Genomic DNA, 14804 nt, shown 5'->3' on the forward strand with positions numbered 1-14804 from the left:
CACCGGGCGCGCCTCCCGTGGCCGTGCCGCCGGGCGCGCCGCCCGTGCCCGTACCACCGGGCGCGCCTCCCGTGCCCGTACCGCCGGGCGCGCCGCCCGTGCCCGTGCCGCCACCGGTGTTCCCCGCGCCGCCCGCCGCGCCTCCCGAGGTCCCCGTCCCCTGCTCGCCCGTCCCCACCGGGGGTACGCGACCGTGCCCCGCGTGGTCCTGCTCCTCCTGGAGTTCTTCCAGCTCGTGCCGGTGCTCGATCGCCTCCAATCGGTCTTCTTCGAGCAGTTCATGCACCGAATTCATCAGCGTCTGCATGTCGACGACGCCCTCGTACTCACCGCGCCGGCCGGTCACGGCGACGCGCCCCGCGTTGTCCGTGAGCACCGCCTCCAGGGCGTCGCGCAGGGTCGCGTCCCGCGTCACCGTGTCCTGCACGAGCGCCCCGGCCCGCGAGAGCGAGCCCTTGGCGCGGCTGAGGTCGCCGCGCCTGAGCCACTTGTAGGGGCGGTGGCGGCGGTCGAGCATGAGCAGTTCGTTGTGCCCGGCACCGGCGTCGCGCAAGCGGTCGAAGATGGTCTGGAGGGGATCATCCACGGACACGGTCGGCCAGTCCGTGATCCCCACGTCCCGTACGCGCGTGAGGTTGAGGCGCTTGAGCGCCGCGCCCGCGCCGACGAAACCGGAGACGAAGTCGTCCGCGGGATTGGTCAGAATCGCCTCGGGAGTGTCGAACTGGGCGATCTTCGAACGGTCACGGAGGACCGCGATGCGGTCACCGATCTTGATCGCCTCGTCGAAGTCGTGCGTCACGAAGACGATCGTCTTGTGCAGCTCGTGCTGAAGCCTGATCAGTTCATCCTGGAGATGATCGCGTGTGATCGGGTCGACGGCGCCGAAGGGCTCGTCCATGAGCAGTACCGGCGGGTCGGCCGCGAGCGCCCGCGCGACGCCGACCCGCTGCTGCTGACCACCGGAGAGCTGTCGCGGATAACGCCCCCTGAACTCGGCCGGGTCGAGCCCCACCAGGTCGAGCATCTCCTCGACGCGGTCCTTCACGCGGCTCTTCGACCAGCCGATCATCTTCGGCACGAGCGCGATGTTCTGTGCGACGGTCAGGTGCGGGAACAGGCCGGAGGACTGGATCGCGTACCCGATCTTCCGCCGCAGCTTCACCGGGTCCATGTCGGTGACGTCTTCGCCGCCGATTCTGATCCGCCCGCTGCTCGGTTCGATAAGCCGGTTGATCATTTTGAGCAGCGTCGTCTTGCCGCCGCCGGAAGGACCGACGAACACGACGGTCTCGCCCGCCTTGATCTCCAGGCTCACGTTCTCGACGGCGGGGACCGACGTGCCCGCGTAGATCTTGGTGAGGTTCTCCAGCTCGATCGTGGCCCCGCTCGTGGCACCCGCGCCGGGCGCGTCCGCGGCGGTCGCTGAGGGCGCCGAGGCGCCCGGGGACGGTGTGGAGGCGTCAGACACGAATACCCCTCGGAATGGTGAGCCTGCCGATCAGGACGTACGCGAAGTCGAAGAGCAGGGCGAGTACGACGATGCCGACGGTGCCGGCGAGGACCTGGTTGAGCGCGTTCTTGCTGCCCAGCGAGGCGATGCCGCGGAAGATCTCGTTACCGAGCCCGGGCCCGGAGGCGTACGCGGCGATCGCGGCGATGCCCATGAGCATCTGCGTCGAGACGCGGATGCCGGTGAGGATCGGGGGCCACGCGAGCGGCAGCTCCACACGCAGGAGCCGGGCCGTACGCGACATGCCGATGCCCTTCGCCGCGTCCACGAGCGTCGCGTCGACCCCGCGCAGGCCCACGATCGCGTTCCGGACGATGGGCAGCAGCCCGTACAGCACGAGCGAGATCACCGTGGGCGCGACACCGAGCCCCACGATCGGCACGAGCAGACCGATGAGGGCGAGCGAAGGGACCGTGAGGATCGTCGACGTCGCGGTCGTGGCGAGGTTGCCCGCCCACTCCGAGCGGTAGCAGAAGACGCCGATCAGCACCCCGATGACGGTCGCGATGACCATGCACTGGAAGACGGCGCTCGCGTGCTGGTAGGCGTCCGAGAGCAACTGCTCATGCCGGTTGCCGATGTAGGTCCAGAAATTCACGCCACCGCTCCTGACTCCCGACGCCGTACGGGCGGGCCCGCCGTGCGCGCGGGCGGTACGTGTACGTGCCGTACCGCTCCACAGTGGCGGCGGGGCCCGGCCCGCGCCCGCAGGGTACGGCCATCCGGCCGCACGGGATACGGGGCGTGGGGTACGCGGGGGGCGGGGGAGGCCGGGGTGTGGGGAGGCCGGGCGGTGGCGGTGACCGGGGTGTGGGGAGGCCCGGCGGTGGGGGAGGCCGGGCGGCCGAGGGCTCCGCGGTCAGTCGCGAGCCGCGTGCGCCGCCTGCTCGATGAGCGGGAGGACCCGCAGCGGTACGGGGTTCTCCATGACGATCGCCGTCGACGCCCGTACGATCCCCTCGAAGCCCACGACCTGGTCGATGACCCGTTGCAGATCGGCGTTGGACCGGGCCACCAGGCGGCACAGCATGTCGCCCTGCCCCGTGATCGTGTGCAGCTCCAGCACCTCGGGCACCCGCGCGAGATGCGCCCGCACCTGCTCCCCGCGCCCCTGCCGGATCTCCAGCGTCGCGAACGCCGTCACCGGATACCCGAGCGCCGCCGGGTCCACCTCCGGCCCGAACCCCCGGATCACCCCCCGCGCCCGCAAGCGGTCGAGCCGCGCCTGCGCCGTCCCGCGCGCGACCCCGAGCCGCCGCGACAGCGCGAGCACCCCGATCCGCGGCTCGCGCGCGAGCAGCAGCAGGAGACGGGCGTCGAGGGCGTCGATCATGAGGGGCTCCCGGCCGAACGGGTGACGAAGACGAGCGGTCCAATTCAGTCATCCGGGGGCGGGGATGGACAAGGCCCCTCCCTCGCCGGGCCGACCCACCCCGGCGAGGAGCGGTGCGGTGAGTCCGCCGGGAAGAGCGGGCCGACCCGGCGCGGTGCGGTGCCGCACGCCGCGGCGGGGTGCGGCCCGACCGCCGTGGCCTCGTGCGCGGCGGTACGGGGACGCCGGGCCTCGTACCCTGCCGGGCCTCGTACCTGTGCCGGGCCCCGTACCCGTGCCGGTCGCCGTGGCCGCCGACCAGCCGGGAACCGGCCGACGAGGCCCCGCACCCGGCGCGAAACAACGGCCTCATCGGTGTGAACTCCCCGCATGACGAGACCGGTTCCCCACCTCGCCGCGAGCGCCACGTCCCCGCCCGCCCCGCCCGCCCCCGCCGCACCTCGACGAGGGCGTGCGCGTCGCGCGGGCCCCCTCGCCGCCGTACGGTCCGCCCGGGACCGCGCCCACCCGGGGTCTTCCCTCCCGCCGCTCCCCGGTGCCACTGTGGGGATCATGACCGACCTGCCGCGTGAGGACGTGCCTGCCGCTCTTCTCGATGATCTCCGGGCCGGGCTGCCCGGCGGCTCCGTGCTCGACGATCCCGAGGTGATCGCCTCGTACGCGCACGACATGGCGAGTTTCTGCGCGGCCGGGCGGGCGGCCGCCGTCGTGCTGCCCCGTACCGTCGAAGAGGTCCAGCACGTCATGCGCACCGCGAGCGCGCACCGCGTGCCCGTCGTGCCGCAGGGCGCGCGCAGTGGGCTGTCCGGGGCCGCGAACGCGATCGAGGGATGCGTCGTGGTCTCACTCGTCAAGATGGACCGGATCATCGAGATCGATCCCGGCGAACGCGTCGCCGTCGTCGAGCCGGGCGTCATCAACGCGACGCTCTCCCGCGCCGTCGCCGAGCACGGTCTCAACTACCCGCCCGACCCCTCCAGCTGGGAGATGTGCACGATCGGCGGGAACATCGGCACGGGCTCGGGCGGGCTCTGCTGCGTCAAGTACGGGGTCACGGCGGAGTACGTGCTCGGGCTCGACGTCGTCCTCGCCGACGGCCGCCTCCTGCGCACCGGGCGCCGCACCGCGAAGGGCGTCGCGGGGTACGACCTCACGCGGCTCTTCGTCGGCTCCGAAGGCAGCCTCGGCATCGTCGTACGGGCCGTGCTCGCGCTCAAGCCGGCCCCCGCGCCGCAACTCGTCCTCGCCGCCGAGTTCGGCACGACGGCCGCCGCCTGCGCGGCCGTTCAGACCATCATGGCGGGCGGCCACACCCCGTCCCTGCTCGAACTCATGGACCGTACGACCGTCCGCGCCGTCAACGCGCACGCCCGCATGGGCCTCCCCGAATCCACGGCCGCACTTCTCCTGTGCGCCTTCGACACCCCCGAACCCGCGGCCGACCTGGCCGCCGTCGCTGCGCTGTGCCGCGCGGCGGGAGCGAGCGAGGTCGTCCCCGCCGAGACCGCCGCCGAGTCCGAACTCCTCCTCGCCGCACGCCGCCTGTCCCTCGTCGCACTCGAAGCCGTCAAGGGCACCACGATGATCGACGACGTCTGCGTGCCCCGCTCCCGCCTCGCCGAACTCCTCGAAGGCATCGAACGCATCGCCGGCGCACACGAGTTGACCATCGGCGTCTGCGCCCATGCCGGTGACGGCAACACCCACCCCACCGTCTGCTTCGACGCCGCCGACGAGGACGAGTCCCGCCGCGCCCGCGCCTCCTTCGACGAGATCATGGCCCTCGGCCTGGAACTCGGCGGCACCATCACAGGCGAGCACGGCGTGGGACTCCTCAAGAAGGAGTGGCTGGCGCGGGAACTGGGCGAAACGGGCCTGGAGGTGCAGCGCGCGCTCAAGGCCACGCTCGACCCGCTGGGCATCCTCAACCCCGGCAAGGTGCTGTAGACGGAGGCGAGGGGGCCGTACGGGGACGGGGCCGCGTGCCCGCGCACGGGACCGCCCCCGCGCACGGGACCGCCCCCGCGTCCGGGCGCGCCCCGCGTCCTGGCGGCTCACTCGCCCTCGTACCCCTCCTCCCGCCACGGATCGCGGTCTCGCTGCCACAGCTCCTCCACCGGCATCGGCGCGAGCAGGTGCCGCAGCCCCTCCTCCATACCGAGCAACTCGGCCTCCGTGCCGGGGGGTACGAGCCGCAGCGTGCGCTCCAGCCACGCCGTCATCGGCAGCGCGGGCGCCTGGATGAGCGCCTCGCCGTCCGGTGAGGTGAGCGCGACCCGTACCGTCTCGCGCCCGTCCTCCTTCGCCGGCCACACCCGCACGTCACCGTGCCCCGAGGGCCGGAAGACGCCTTCGATCAGGAGTTCGCGCGAGAACGTCCACGCCACCGGGGACTCGGAGTTGAGGTGGAAGAGGATGTGCACGGCGTAGGGGTCGTCCGTGCGGTACGTCAGCCGTGCGGGTACCGCGACGGTGCGTTCCGGTGAGACGAGGAGCTGGAGTTCGAGTTCACGTTCCACGACGGAGTGCGCCACGGCTGGTCCCTTTCTGCCTCTGCGACGGCCCACCTGGAGGCCCGTACCGGGAGAGAGGGCGGTCGCAGCACAGCATTACGCGGGTTGCGGCAAGATTTTTGGTCAACCGCCGGGATTGCCCCGACCTCTGCCGGACCGGCCCGCAACACGCCCGAGTTCTGGTAAATGTGGACGCCCACCCCACTCACCGAGCAGATACGGGACGAGCGGACGATGAGCGCCCCCACTCCGGCAGCAGGCGACGCGTACCCCGGCGAGGGGTACTACCCCGATCCCTCCATCCCCGGCTACCTGCGTTACTGGAGCGGTACGGGCTGGGTCCCCGGTACGAGCCGCCCCGCGCCGCCCGACGGCTCGCTCCCGCCCCCGCCTCCCGGCTACCCGCGCCAGGCCGCGCAGCCGCCGCCCGCTCCCGCGGGAAGCGCGCCCGAGGAGACGGGGCCGCTCTTCTTCGACGGCCCCCGCACCGCCACCTCGCCCGTCCTCTACGGCCCGGAGCCCACCGACCCGCCCCAGCGGCAGCCCGGCCCCTGGGGCGCGAACACACCGCAGGGCCAGCCCCCGCGCGTCTCCTGGGGCACGGGCCCCGAGCCCGGCGACGACCCCCGCGTCCCGCGCCCCGCCGCCGCACCCGAAGGCGTGGCCGAGCCGAACCCCTACCGCGACACCCCCCGCCCCCCGCTCGACCCCCGCCCCCCGCTCGAACCCGTCCGCCCCCAGCCCGCCCCGCCCCGCCCCGAGGGCACCGGCACGGTGAACCTGCGCCCGCAGGGACCCATGACGCCGTATCAGGGGCAGGGGCAGGGCTACGGTGCCGGTCCGAGTGCCGATGGTGGTGGGCCGGGTGCGGGTACGGGGCCGGGCGGCCGTACGGGGCCCGGCGAGCGTCCCGCGCTCGACGCCCCCGACGCGCACCCCGCCCTCCCGGCCGCGGGCGGCCCCACGAGGGACGGCCAGGGCACCCTCTCGATCCGTCCGCGCGGTGCCGCCGGTGCCGCCGCGGGGGAGTGGGAGCAGGGGCAGCGCGCCCAGGACCCCGGCGCGCCCCAGTCCGGCGTGCCCGAGTCCGGCGTGCCTCAGTCCGGCGCACCCCAGCCCGGTGCCCCCGAGCCCGGTGCCTCCGCGCGGGGCGGCGTCGCCTTCGGCAAACCGGCGGGCATGGACGACACGGTACGGGCCCGGGCGGCGCGCCTCGCGGAGGCGAACGCGCCGTCAGCGGACCCCCTGCCGGGCACACCCGCCGGGGCAGGCCCGGACGCGCCAGGCGGCGCGGGCGGGGCTGGTGGCTTTGGTGTGCCCGGTGGCGCGGGCGGTCCTGGTGTGCCCGGTGGCCCAGGTGCGTCCGGTGTCGTGGGCGGGGCTGGCGGCCTTGGCGCGCCCGGTGGCGCGGGCGGGGCTGGTGTTCCTGGTGCGTCCGGTGGCCCCGGTGCGTCCGGTGGCCCTGCTGTGCCGGGGAGCAACGTCTCCGCGACTCCCGGGAACCACGCCGCCGCGCCGCGCGTTGGGCCCGTCGGGGGGCCCACCGGTCCCCTAGGTGATGCGTTCGACCGTCCCCTAAGGGCCACCCCCGCCACCCCACCCGCCGCCTCCGGCACCCCGGGCCCCTCAGCCTCCGCCCCCGCTGCCCCCGCCCGGTCCTGGGCCGCCCAGGTCTCCGCCCTCGCCCAGCCCGCCCGAACGGGTCCCGGCACGGGCGGTTCCGATGTGCCGCTCACCCCTTTCAAGCCCGTGCGCGAGGACCCCTTCACCGCCGCCGCGCGGCGGCAGGCGGCGGCGCGGCCCGCCGGGCTCGGGCGGCGCCTGCTCGCGCGGATCGTGGACAGCCTGCTGCTCGGCGCGCTCACCGGGGCCGCCGTCGTCCCGCTCGCGGGCCGCGCGGCCGACCACGTGCAGGCGAAGGTCGACGCGGCGAAACTGAGCGGTGAGACGGTGGAGGTCTGGCTCATCGACACGACGACCGTGAGCTACCTGATCGCCTCGGTCGGCGCCCTCCTGGTCCTCGGTCTCCTCTACGAGGCGCTGCCGACCGCCCGTTTCGGCCGTACGCTCGGCAAGAAGCTGCTCGGCCTGCGGGTGCGCGACATCGAGGAGCACGAGCCGCCCGGCTTCGGCGCCGCGCTGCGCCGCTGGCTCGTGTACGCGGTGCCCGGGCTGCTCGGGATCGGAGTCGTGGGCGTGCTGTGGGCGTGTTTCGACCGGCCCTGGCGGCAGTGCTGGCACGACAAGGCGGCTCATACTTTCGTGGCCCGCTGAGGTCCGACCGGCCCAGGTCCCGTGGCGGGGCCCCCGGCCCCGCGCTCGACTCGGGCCATGACGAGCGCACCGCCTCCGCCCGACGACGAGGACCGCCCGGGCGATGACCCCTTCCGCAAGCGGCAGCCCCCCGCAGGCCGGGGCGGCGGCTCCCCCTACGACCCGCCCGGCGGCGAGCCGCCCCCCGGGGAACCGGGCCGCACGGGCTCCCCCTACGACCCGCCGGGCGCCGCGCAGCCCCCGTACGAGCCGCCCCCGGGCGCCGCGCGGCCCCCGTACGGCGGCACGAACCCGCCCCCGCCCGGCGGCGACCCGTACGGGAACGAGGCGAACAACCCGTACGGCGGGCAGGCAGGCGGCCCGTACGACGGCCAGGGAGGCCCCTACGGCGGGCAGGGCGGCGGCCCGTACGGGGGCCAGGGTCCGTACGGCGATCAGGGCCAGAACCCCTACGGCCCGTACCCCGGCGGCCCCGGCGGCCCGTACCCCGGTGATCCGCTCGCCGGAATGGCGCCGCTCGCCCCGAGCGGCAAGCGCGTGCTCGCGCGCGTGATCGACATGGTCCTCGTCGGCGTCGTCGTCTTCCTGCTGACGCTGCTCTTCCGTGTCTCCGAGACCAACTTCGACAACGCCGACGCGGGCCGCTCGATCGGCCAGTCCGTCGTCGCCGCGATCCTCTACATCGGCTACGACGTGCTCATGAGCCAGCGGCGCGGGCAGACGCTCGGCAAGCGGCTCATGAACCTGCGCGTGGCCAGGCTCGACAACGGACTGACCCCGGACACACGCACGCTCCTCGTGCGGGCCGCCGTGCTGTGGCTGCCCTTCGCCTTCTGCTGCGCCTGCGTGTGGACCGCGATCTGCGGGGGCTGGTCGTTCATCGACCGCCCCTACAAGCAGGGCCTGCACGACAAGGCGGCGAAGACCGTGGTGGTCGTGGTCTGAGCGGACCCCACGACGGCGGACCCCACGGCGGCGGACGGCACGACGGCGGACCCCACGACGGCAAACCCCACGAGGGCCGCCCCCCGAGGACCCCCGGCGGCGGCCCCGTGGCGGCGGCCCCCCGCTGGTCCTCAGCGGTGGGACGAGGAGGCCGTGGGCCTGCCGGCGGGGACGCCGACGGGCGCCCTGCCGACGGGTGGCCGGGGCGAGGGCTGCGGGCGCAGGGCGTAGGCGACCGCGACGCCGAGGGCGAGCGCGGCCACACACGTGAGCGCGATCCAGGCGGTCGACGTGGTCCCGGAGAGGAGCAGGACGAGCAGCACCGTGAGGAGCACGGTCGCGGAACCGCTGGCGAGTTGGGCGAGGCGCGGACGTGACATGAGGGACCGTCCTGTGACGGGGTACGAGGGCCCGAGCCGCCCGTGAACCCCCGTGCCGGTCGGCTCTCACCGCCTCCATGCCCCGTGCTCCCGGCGGTAAGCGCGGAGGACGGGGAGGCGTGGGGGCACAGGGGGCGCATGGATTCACGTTCCCGCGTGGCGGCCCCTCGCGGGGCTCGGCAGCGCACCCCGCTCCTCGGCCCCCCGGCCTGCGACCCGCAGGATCTCCGAAGGGGCTGAATTCTCCTCCGCCGCGCTAACGCATGTGTGATGCCCAAGTCAAGATCTGGTTTTTCTTCCGTCTCTCCGGTCGAATAGCGAACCACGTGTATCCGCACGTGTGTTCCGGAATTCAGCGGAACGAGTGATGTTCCGTCAGCCAGGACCGGGACCCGCTTCCGGGGAGGACAGCGCACAGGTGAGCAGACAACGGAGAGCCCTCAGAGCGGCCGCCGTTACCGTGGCGACGGGCCTGATCGGGGCCACCGCCGCTTCGTTCGGGGTCGCACAGGCCGCCGACGGCCAGGTGAGCGGCAAGGACGGCCAGAAGATCGAGCGCCGTGACCCGGCTCTCGGCAAGAAGGGCGCCGAGCACAACCTTCAGGGCCCCTTCAGCGAGAAGCAGGACGCGCAGCGCCAGGAGGCGCTCAACCAGCTTCTGACGGGCAAGAAGAAGGCCACCGAGCACGGCGGTTCGAGGGTCCTCAAGCTCGACAAGGGCAAGTACGTCGAGCTGGGCCGCGAGAAGACCGACAAGATCTTCACGATCCTCGTCGAGTTCGGCGACGACGTCGACCCGAACTACGGCGGCCAGCCGGGCCCGCTGCACAACCAGATCGCCAAGCCGGACCCGAAGAACGACAACTCGACGGACTGGCAGGCCGACTTCGACCAGAAGCACTACCAGGACCTGTACTTCTCGGACTCGAAGGACGACAACGTCCAGTCCCTGAAGAAGTACTACGAGAAGCAGTCCTCGGGCCGCTACTCGGTCGACGGCGAGGTCACGGACTGGGTCAAGGTCAAGTCCAACGAGGCCCGTTACGGCAGCAACAAGTGCGGTGCGTCGACCTGCTCCACCGTCTGGGACCTCGTCCGCGACGGCGTCACGCAGTGGGTCTCCGACCAGAAGGCGGCCGGCAAGTCCGACGCGGACATCAAGGCGGACCTGGCGCAGTACGACCAGTGGGACCGCTACGACTACGACGGCGACGGCGACTTCAACGAGCCGGACGGCTACATCGACCACTTCCAGATCGTCCACGCCGGTGAGGACGAGTCCGCGGGCGGCGGCGTCCAGGGCGAGGACGCGATCTGGGCGCACCGCTGGTACGCGTACGGCACCGACCAGGGCCGTACCGGCCCGGCCGGGAACAAGGCCGGCGGGACGCAGATCGGTGACACGGGCATCTGGGTCGGCGACTACACGATGCAGCCCGAGAACGGCGGCCTCGGCGTCTTCGCGCACGAGTACGGCCACGACCTCGGCCTGCCCGACCTGTACGACACGACGAACACGGGCGACAACTCCGTCGCGTTCTGGTCGCTCATGTCCTCCGGTTCCTGGCTCGGCCGCGGCAAGGACGCGATCGGCGACCTGCCCGGCGACATGAACGCCTGGGACAAGCTCCAGCTCGGCTGGCTCAACTACGCCACCGCGAACGCCTCCAAGGGCTCGACGCACAAGCTGGGCGTCGCCGAGTACAACACCAAGGACAAGCAGGGCCTCGTCGTCAACCTGCCCGACAAGGCGGTCACCACGACGATCGTCAAGCCGGCGAGCGGCGAGAGCCAGTGGTGGTCCGGCAGCGGCGACAACCTGAACAACACGCTGACCCGCTCGGTCGACCTCACCGGCAAGACCTCCGCCTCCCTCGACCTCAAGGCCTGGTGGGACATCGAGGCCGAGTACGACTTCCTGTACGCCGAGGCCAGCACGGACGGCGGCGCGAACTGGGAGCCGCTGGACGGCACCGCGAACGGCGCGGCCATCCCGCGCGACGGCAGCGACAAGCCCGCGCTCTCCGGCCCCTCCGGCGCGTACCAGGACGTCTCGTACCCGCTCGACGCCTACGCGGGCAAGAAGATCGACATCCGCTTCCGGTACCTCACCGACGGCGGCCTGGCGATGAAGGGCTTCACCGCCGACGACATCAAGGTCGTCGCGGACGGCGCCGAGCTGTTCAGCGACGACGTCGAGAACGGTGACAACGGCTGGACCGCGAAGGGCTTCAGCCGGGTCGGCGAGTCCTTCACCAAGGACTACCCGCAGTACTACATCGCCGAGAACCGTCAGTACGTCTCGTACGACACGACGCTCAAGACCGGCCCGTACAACTTCGGCTGGCCGACCACCCGTCCCGACTGGGTCGAGCACTTCTCCTACAACCCGGGTCTCGTGATCTGGAAGTGGGACACCTCGCAGGCGGACAACAACACGACCGCCCACCCGGGCGAGGGCCTCATCCTCCCGGTGGACGCTCACCCGAAGGCCGAGAAGTGGGCGGACGGCACCGTGATGCGCAACCGCATCCAGCCCTACGACGCCGCGTTCTCGTGGTACCCCTCGGCGGGCTTCACCCTCCACAAGGACGGGGTCGCCACCAAGGTCAAGGCGAAGCTCGGCGTGCCGATCTTCGACGACCACCGCAACACCTACTACGACCCGGCGAACCCGACCGGGAGCGTGAAGATTACTGACACCAACACGACGATCTCGATCCTGAGCCAGCCGCTCAGCGGCTCGACGATCACCGTGCACGTGGACCGCGCCACACTGAAGAAGTAATCACCGCAGGTCAGAGCATGATCGGCCGTCGCCCTCTAGCGGGCGGCGGCCGATCGCGTTTAGATGCGTCCATGCGGTCCTTATTGACACGACGTCTCACGGGGGTGTGACAACGATGACCGGAAGTGGTTACTGCGTGTTGCCGGGGGGCGATGTGATCGTCGCCCTGACCCTCCCCAGACCGCCGTGCGGCCCGCTCGGCGGCGGTACGGGCACGGGCGCGAACGCGGGCGCGGGACGCACGGGCGTGGGGACGGTGCGTGCGGGTGCGGGTGCGGGTGCGGGTGCGGGTGCGGGTGCGGTGCGTACGGGCGCGAGCGCACCCCGCGCCGCCACCGCCACCGCCACCGAGGCCAGCGTCCGTGTGCTCGTCCGCGCGAAGAACCGTTCCCGCGCCCTGACCCGCCTGCGCAACCTCGGTCTGCGCGCCGTCTACCTGCGAGGCAACACCGCCCCGCCGACCCCCGACGAGATCACCGCCGTGCTCCACCACCCCGAGGGCCTCCTGTGGCGCGCGACCCCGGACGACCCCTACGAGCTGTGGCACCCCATAGCCGCCCTCCTGCGGCCCCAGGGCGCCGGTCTGCGGGGGCAGGCGGCCTGACGTCCCTACGGGCTTGTCATGCCCGCGCGGGGTACGGGACCGCCCGCGCCACGCCCCACGGCTCGCCCGCGCCACGCCCTGCGGCCCGCCCGCGCCCGTACCGGCCCGCCCGTACCCGGCCGCCCCGCGCCCGTACCGGCCCGCCCCGCGCCCGTACCGGCCGCTCAGGCCACCACCGGCTTCCCGTCCAGTTCGACACCCGCCTCGCGCAGCTCGGTGAGCGCTCTGTCCGTCGTCGCGCGGGCGACCCCGGCCGTCAGGCCGAGCAGGACGCGGGTGCGGAAGCCCTCCTTCGCCGCGTCGAGCGCCGTCGCGCGCACGCAGTGATCGGTCGCGATGCCCACCACGTCGACCGCGTCCACGTCGTGCGCCCGCAGCCAGGCGGCGAGTGGCGCGCCGTTCTCGTCCGTGCCCTCGAAACCGCTGTACGCGGCCTCGTAGGCGCCCTTGTCGAAGACCGCTTCGATCGCCCCCGAAGCGACCGCGGGCGCGAGGTTGGGGTGGAAACCGATGCCCTCGGTGCCCTGCACGCAGTGCGGCGGCCACGAACGCACGAAATCGGGGTTGCGCGAGAAGTGGTTCCCGGGGTTGATGTGCGCGTCCCGCGTCGCGACGACGTGGTCGAAGCGGGTCCCCTGGGTGATCAGCTCGGTGACGGCGGCGGCCACGTCGGCCCCGCCGCTGACCGCGAGGCTGCCGCCCTCGCAGAAGTCGTTCTGGACGTCGACGACGATCAAGGCGCGTGGCATGGCGGATTCCTCGGCTCTCTGCGGGTGGGCGGGGCGGGTGGTCCGGCGTGCTTACGGGGCGCCGTAGCTGGGCCTCCGCCCCGCACCCCGCTCCTCAAGCTCCCCCAGCCTACGGCCGGGCGGTACCCCCTGAGAGGCTTCTCCTCTCAGCCCTTCGTGTCCAGGTGGTACTCCGTCGGGATCACCGGTTCGCCGCGGGAGAGCTGTGTCGCCGAGAGCGGCAGCCCCTCCAGGGCCGCCTTGTGGCGGTCCCTCGCCGCGCTCATCGGCTCCCGGCCCACGACCTCGCCCTGCGTCACGAGCGGCACCAGGAGCTGGCTCTCGCGCAGCGCGGCGGGCACCTCGCCCGTGCCGACGACCTCGGCCTCGGCGATCCCCGCCGCGTCCCTGCGCCGCGCCGCCCACTTGCGCCCCGCGACGGACGCCTTGCCCCCCACCGAGCGCTTCGCGACCGGCTCCAGGGGCGCGCCCGGCTCGGCGGTGCGCGCGCGGGCGACGAGCTTGTAGACCATCGAGCACGTCGGGTGACCGCTGCCCACGACGAGCTGCGTGCCGACCCCGTAGGCGTCCACCGGCGCGGCGGCGAGCGAGGCGATCGCGTACTCGTCCAGGTCCGAGGTGACGACGATCCGCGTGTTCCGTGCGCCGAGGGCGTCGAGCTGGTCGCGCACGCGGTGGGCGACGAGGAGCAGGTCGCCCGAGTCGATGCGTACCGCGCCCAGCCCGGGGCCCGCGACCTCGACGGCCGTGCGGACCGCGTTCTCGACGTCGTAGGTGTCGACGAGCAGCGTCGTGTCCGGGCCCATCGAGGCCACCTGCGCCTCGAAGGCCGCTCGCTCGTCGTCGTGCACGAGCGTGAAGGCGTGCGCGCTCGTGCCGGTCGTCGGGATGCCGTAGCGGTAACCGGCGGCGAGGTCGGACGTCGTCGAGAAACCGCCGATCCAGGCGGCGCGCGAGGCGGCCACGGCGGCCAGCTCGTGGGTGCGGCGCGCGCCCATCTCGATGAGCGGGCGGTCCCCGGCGGCCGAGGCCATGCGCGAGGCGGCCGCGGCGATCGCCGAGTCGTGGTTGAGGATCGAGAGGATCACCGTCTCCAGGAGCACGCACTCCGCGAAGGTCCCCTCGACGCGCAGCAGGGGAGAGCCCGGGAAGTACACCTCGCCCTCGGGGTAGCCCCAGATGTCGCCGGAGAAGCGGTAGTCGGCGAGCCACGCGAGGGTGTCCCCGTCGACCACCTTGTGTGCGCGCAGGTACTCCAGCTGGTCCGCGTCGAAACGGAAGTTCGCGACCGCGTCGAGCACGCGCCCGGTGCCCGCCACGACCCCGTACCTGCGCCCCTCGGGCAGCCGGCGCGTGAAGACCTCGAAGACGCAGGGCCGCTCGGCCGTGCCGTTGGCCCGCGCGGCCTGGAGCATCGTCAGCTCGTAGTGATCCGTGAAGAGCGCTGTCGACGGGACGTCCACCGGCAGGCCAAGGTCCGCTGTGTTCATGGAGGGGATGCTACCCCAGTTAGCGTCACTCTGACGATTTCTGGGAGTGGCGTGGGACACGCCGGTACGGACGGGCACGGAGCGTGACCGTGCGCCGGTGCGGGCGGGTACGGGGCATGACGGGGCGCCGGTACGGACGGGGTACGGGGCGTGACGGTGCGCCGGTACGGGGCGTGACCGCGCGACCCCGAAGGGGCCGTTCGTGCGACGTGCCC

11 protein-coding genes and 1 pseudogene are annotated in these 14804 nt (G+C 73.0%); 5 read left to right on the plus strand and 7 right to left on the minus strand.

The window, feature by feature from the left end; translation table 11 throughout:
• Positions 1–157: 157 nt before the first annotated feature.
• From ACQYWQ_RS19800 to ACQYWQ_RS19810, 3 genes and pseudogenes are all read right to left on the minus strand, one after another.
• Positions 158–1471: pseudogene (locus ACQYWQ_RS19800) on the minus strand (betaine/proline/choline family ABC transporter ATP-binding protein); the annotation flags it as partial.
• Positions 1464–2111 (minus strand): ABC transporter permease, encoded by a 648-nt coding sequence (locus ACQYWQ_RS19805; RefSeq protein WP_431036275.1) that lies wholly within the window; start codon positions 2109–2111, stop codon positions 1464–1466. The pseudogene ACQYWQ_RS19800 and the gene ACQYWQ_RS19805, both read right to left, overlap by 8 nt.
• A gap of 261 nt (positions 2112–2372) precedes the next feature.
• Positions 2373–2846, minus strand: coding sequence for an Lrp/AsnC family transcriptional regulator (locus tag ACQYWQ_RS19810; protein WP_009068340.1), 474 nt, complete (start codon positions 2844–2846; stop codon positions 2373–2375).
• A 552-nt stretch (positions 2847–3398) separates the two neighbouring features.
• Here ACQYWQ_RS19810 and ACQYWQ_RS19815 point away from each other — a divergent pair.
• Positions 3399–4793, plus strand: a complete 1395-nt coding sequence (locus ACQYWQ_RS19815; protein WP_431036277.1) for an FAD-binding oxidoreductase — start codon at positions 3399–3401, stop codon at positions 4791–4793.
• Between the two features lie 107 nt (positions 4794–4900).
• Here ACQYWQ_RS19815 and ACQYWQ_RS19820 read toward each other — a convergent pair whose 3' ends face one another.
• Positions 4901–5380 (minus strand): SsgA family sporulation/cell division regulator, encoded by a 480-nt coding sequence (locus tag ACQYWQ_RS19820; protein WP_431036279.1) that lies wholly within the window; start codon positions 5378–5380, stop codon positions 4901–4903.
• 165 nt (positions 5381–5545) lie between these two features.
• Between ACQYWQ_RS19820 and ACQYWQ_RS19825 the strand changes: the two genes are divergently transcribed.
• A complete protein-coding gene (locus tag ACQYWQ_RS19825) occupies positions 5546–7633 on the plus strand; it encodes an RDD family protein (protein ID WP_431036281.1) in 2088 nt (695 codons plus the stop codon).
• 57 nt (positions 7634–7690) lie between these two features.
• Positions 7691–8578 carry an RDD family protein gene (locus tag ACQYWQ_RS19830; protein WP_431036282.1) on the plus strand — a complete coding sequence of 296 codons (888 nt, stop codon included), beginning with the start codon at positions 7691–7693 and terminating at the stop codon, positions 8576–8578.
• A gap of 131 nt (positions 8579–8709) precedes the next feature.
• On the opposite strand, the gene ACQYWQ_RS19835 is transcribed toward ACQYWQ_RS19830, so the two are convergent.
• Positions 8710–8958, minus strand: a complete 249-nt coding sequence (locus ACQYWQ_RS19835; protein WP_431036283.1) for a hypothetical protein — start codon at positions 8956–8958, stop codon at positions 8710–8712.
• Between the two features lie 418 nt (positions 8959–9376).
• Here ACQYWQ_RS19835 and ACQYWQ_RS19840 point away from each other — a divergent pair, with 418 nt between their 5' ends.
• On the plus strand, positions 9377–11746 hold the full coding sequence (locus tag ACQYWQ_RS19840) for an immune inhibitor A domain-containing protein (protein ID WP_431036285.1): 2370 nt from the start codon (positions 9377–9379) through the stop codon (positions 11744–11746).
• 115 nt (positions 11747–11861) lie between these two features.
• Positions 11862–12350, plus strand: a complete 489-nt coding sequence (locus tag ACQYWQ_RS19845) for a hypothetical protein (protein WP_431036286.1) — start codon at positions 11862–11864, stop codon at positions 12348–12350.
• A gap of 164 nt (positions 12351–12514) precedes the next feature.
• On the opposite strand, the gene ACQYWQ_RS19850 is transcribed toward ACQYWQ_RS19845, so the two are convergent.
• Both ACQYWQ_RS19850 and ACQYWQ_RS19855 read right to left on the minus strand, forming a co-directional pair.
• Positions 12515–13099, minus strand: a complete 585-nt coding sequence (locus ACQYWQ_RS19850; RefSeq protein ID WP_431036287.1) for an isochorismatase family protein — start codon at positions 13097–13099, stop codon at positions 12515–12517.
• A gap of 146 nt (positions 13100–13245) precedes the next feature.
• On the minus strand, positions 13246–14589 hold the full coding sequence (locus ACQYWQ_RS19855) for a nicotinate phosphoribosyltransferase (RefSeq protein ID WP_431036288.1): 1344 nt from the start codon (positions 14587–14589) through the stop codon (positions 13246–13248).
• Positions 14590–14804: the final 215 nt, after the last annotated feature.

This window comes from Streptomyces sp. P6-2-1, from assembly GCF_050613165.1.
Taxonomy (GTDB): Bacteria; Actinomycetota; Actinomycetes; order Streptomycetales; family Streptomycetaceae; genus Streptomyces.

Bases quoted from the DNA above. Each gene is read 5' to 3' on its own strand.
- ACQYWQ_RS19810 (WP_009068340.1), bottom strand. From the start codon at position 2,846: ATGATCGACGCCCTCGACGCCCGTCTCCTGCTGCTGCTCGCGCGCGAG.
- ACQYWQ_RS19815 (WP_431036277.1), top strand. From the start codon at position 3,399: ATGACCGACCTGCCGCGTGAGGACGTGCCTGCCGCTCTTCTCGATGAT.
- ACQYWQ_RS19825 (WP_431036281.1), top strand. From the start codon at position 5,546: ATGTGGACGCCCACCCCACTCACCGAGCAGATACGGGACGAGCGGACG.
- ACQYWQ_RS19830 (WP_431036282.1), top strand. From the start codon at position 7,691: ATGACGAGCGCACCGCCTCCGCCCGACGACGAGGACCGCCCGGGCGAT.
- ACQYWQ_RS19835 (WP_431036283.1), bottom strand. From the start codon at position 8,958: ATGTCACGTCCGCGCCTCGCCCAACTCGCCAGCGGTTCCGCGACCGTG.
- ACQYWQ_RS19845 (WP_431036286.1), top strand. From the start codon at position 11,862: ATGACCGGAAGTGGTTACTGCGTGTTGCCGGGGGGCGATGTGATCGTC.
- ACQYWQ_RS19850 (WP_431036287.1), bottom strand. From the start codon at position 13,099: ATGCCACGCGCCTTGATCGTCGTCGACGTCCAGAACGACTTCTGCGAG.
- ACQYWQ_RS19855 (WP_431036288.1), bottom strand. From the start codon at position 14,589: ATGAACACAGCGGACCTTGGCCTGCCGGTGGACGTCCCGTCGACAGCG.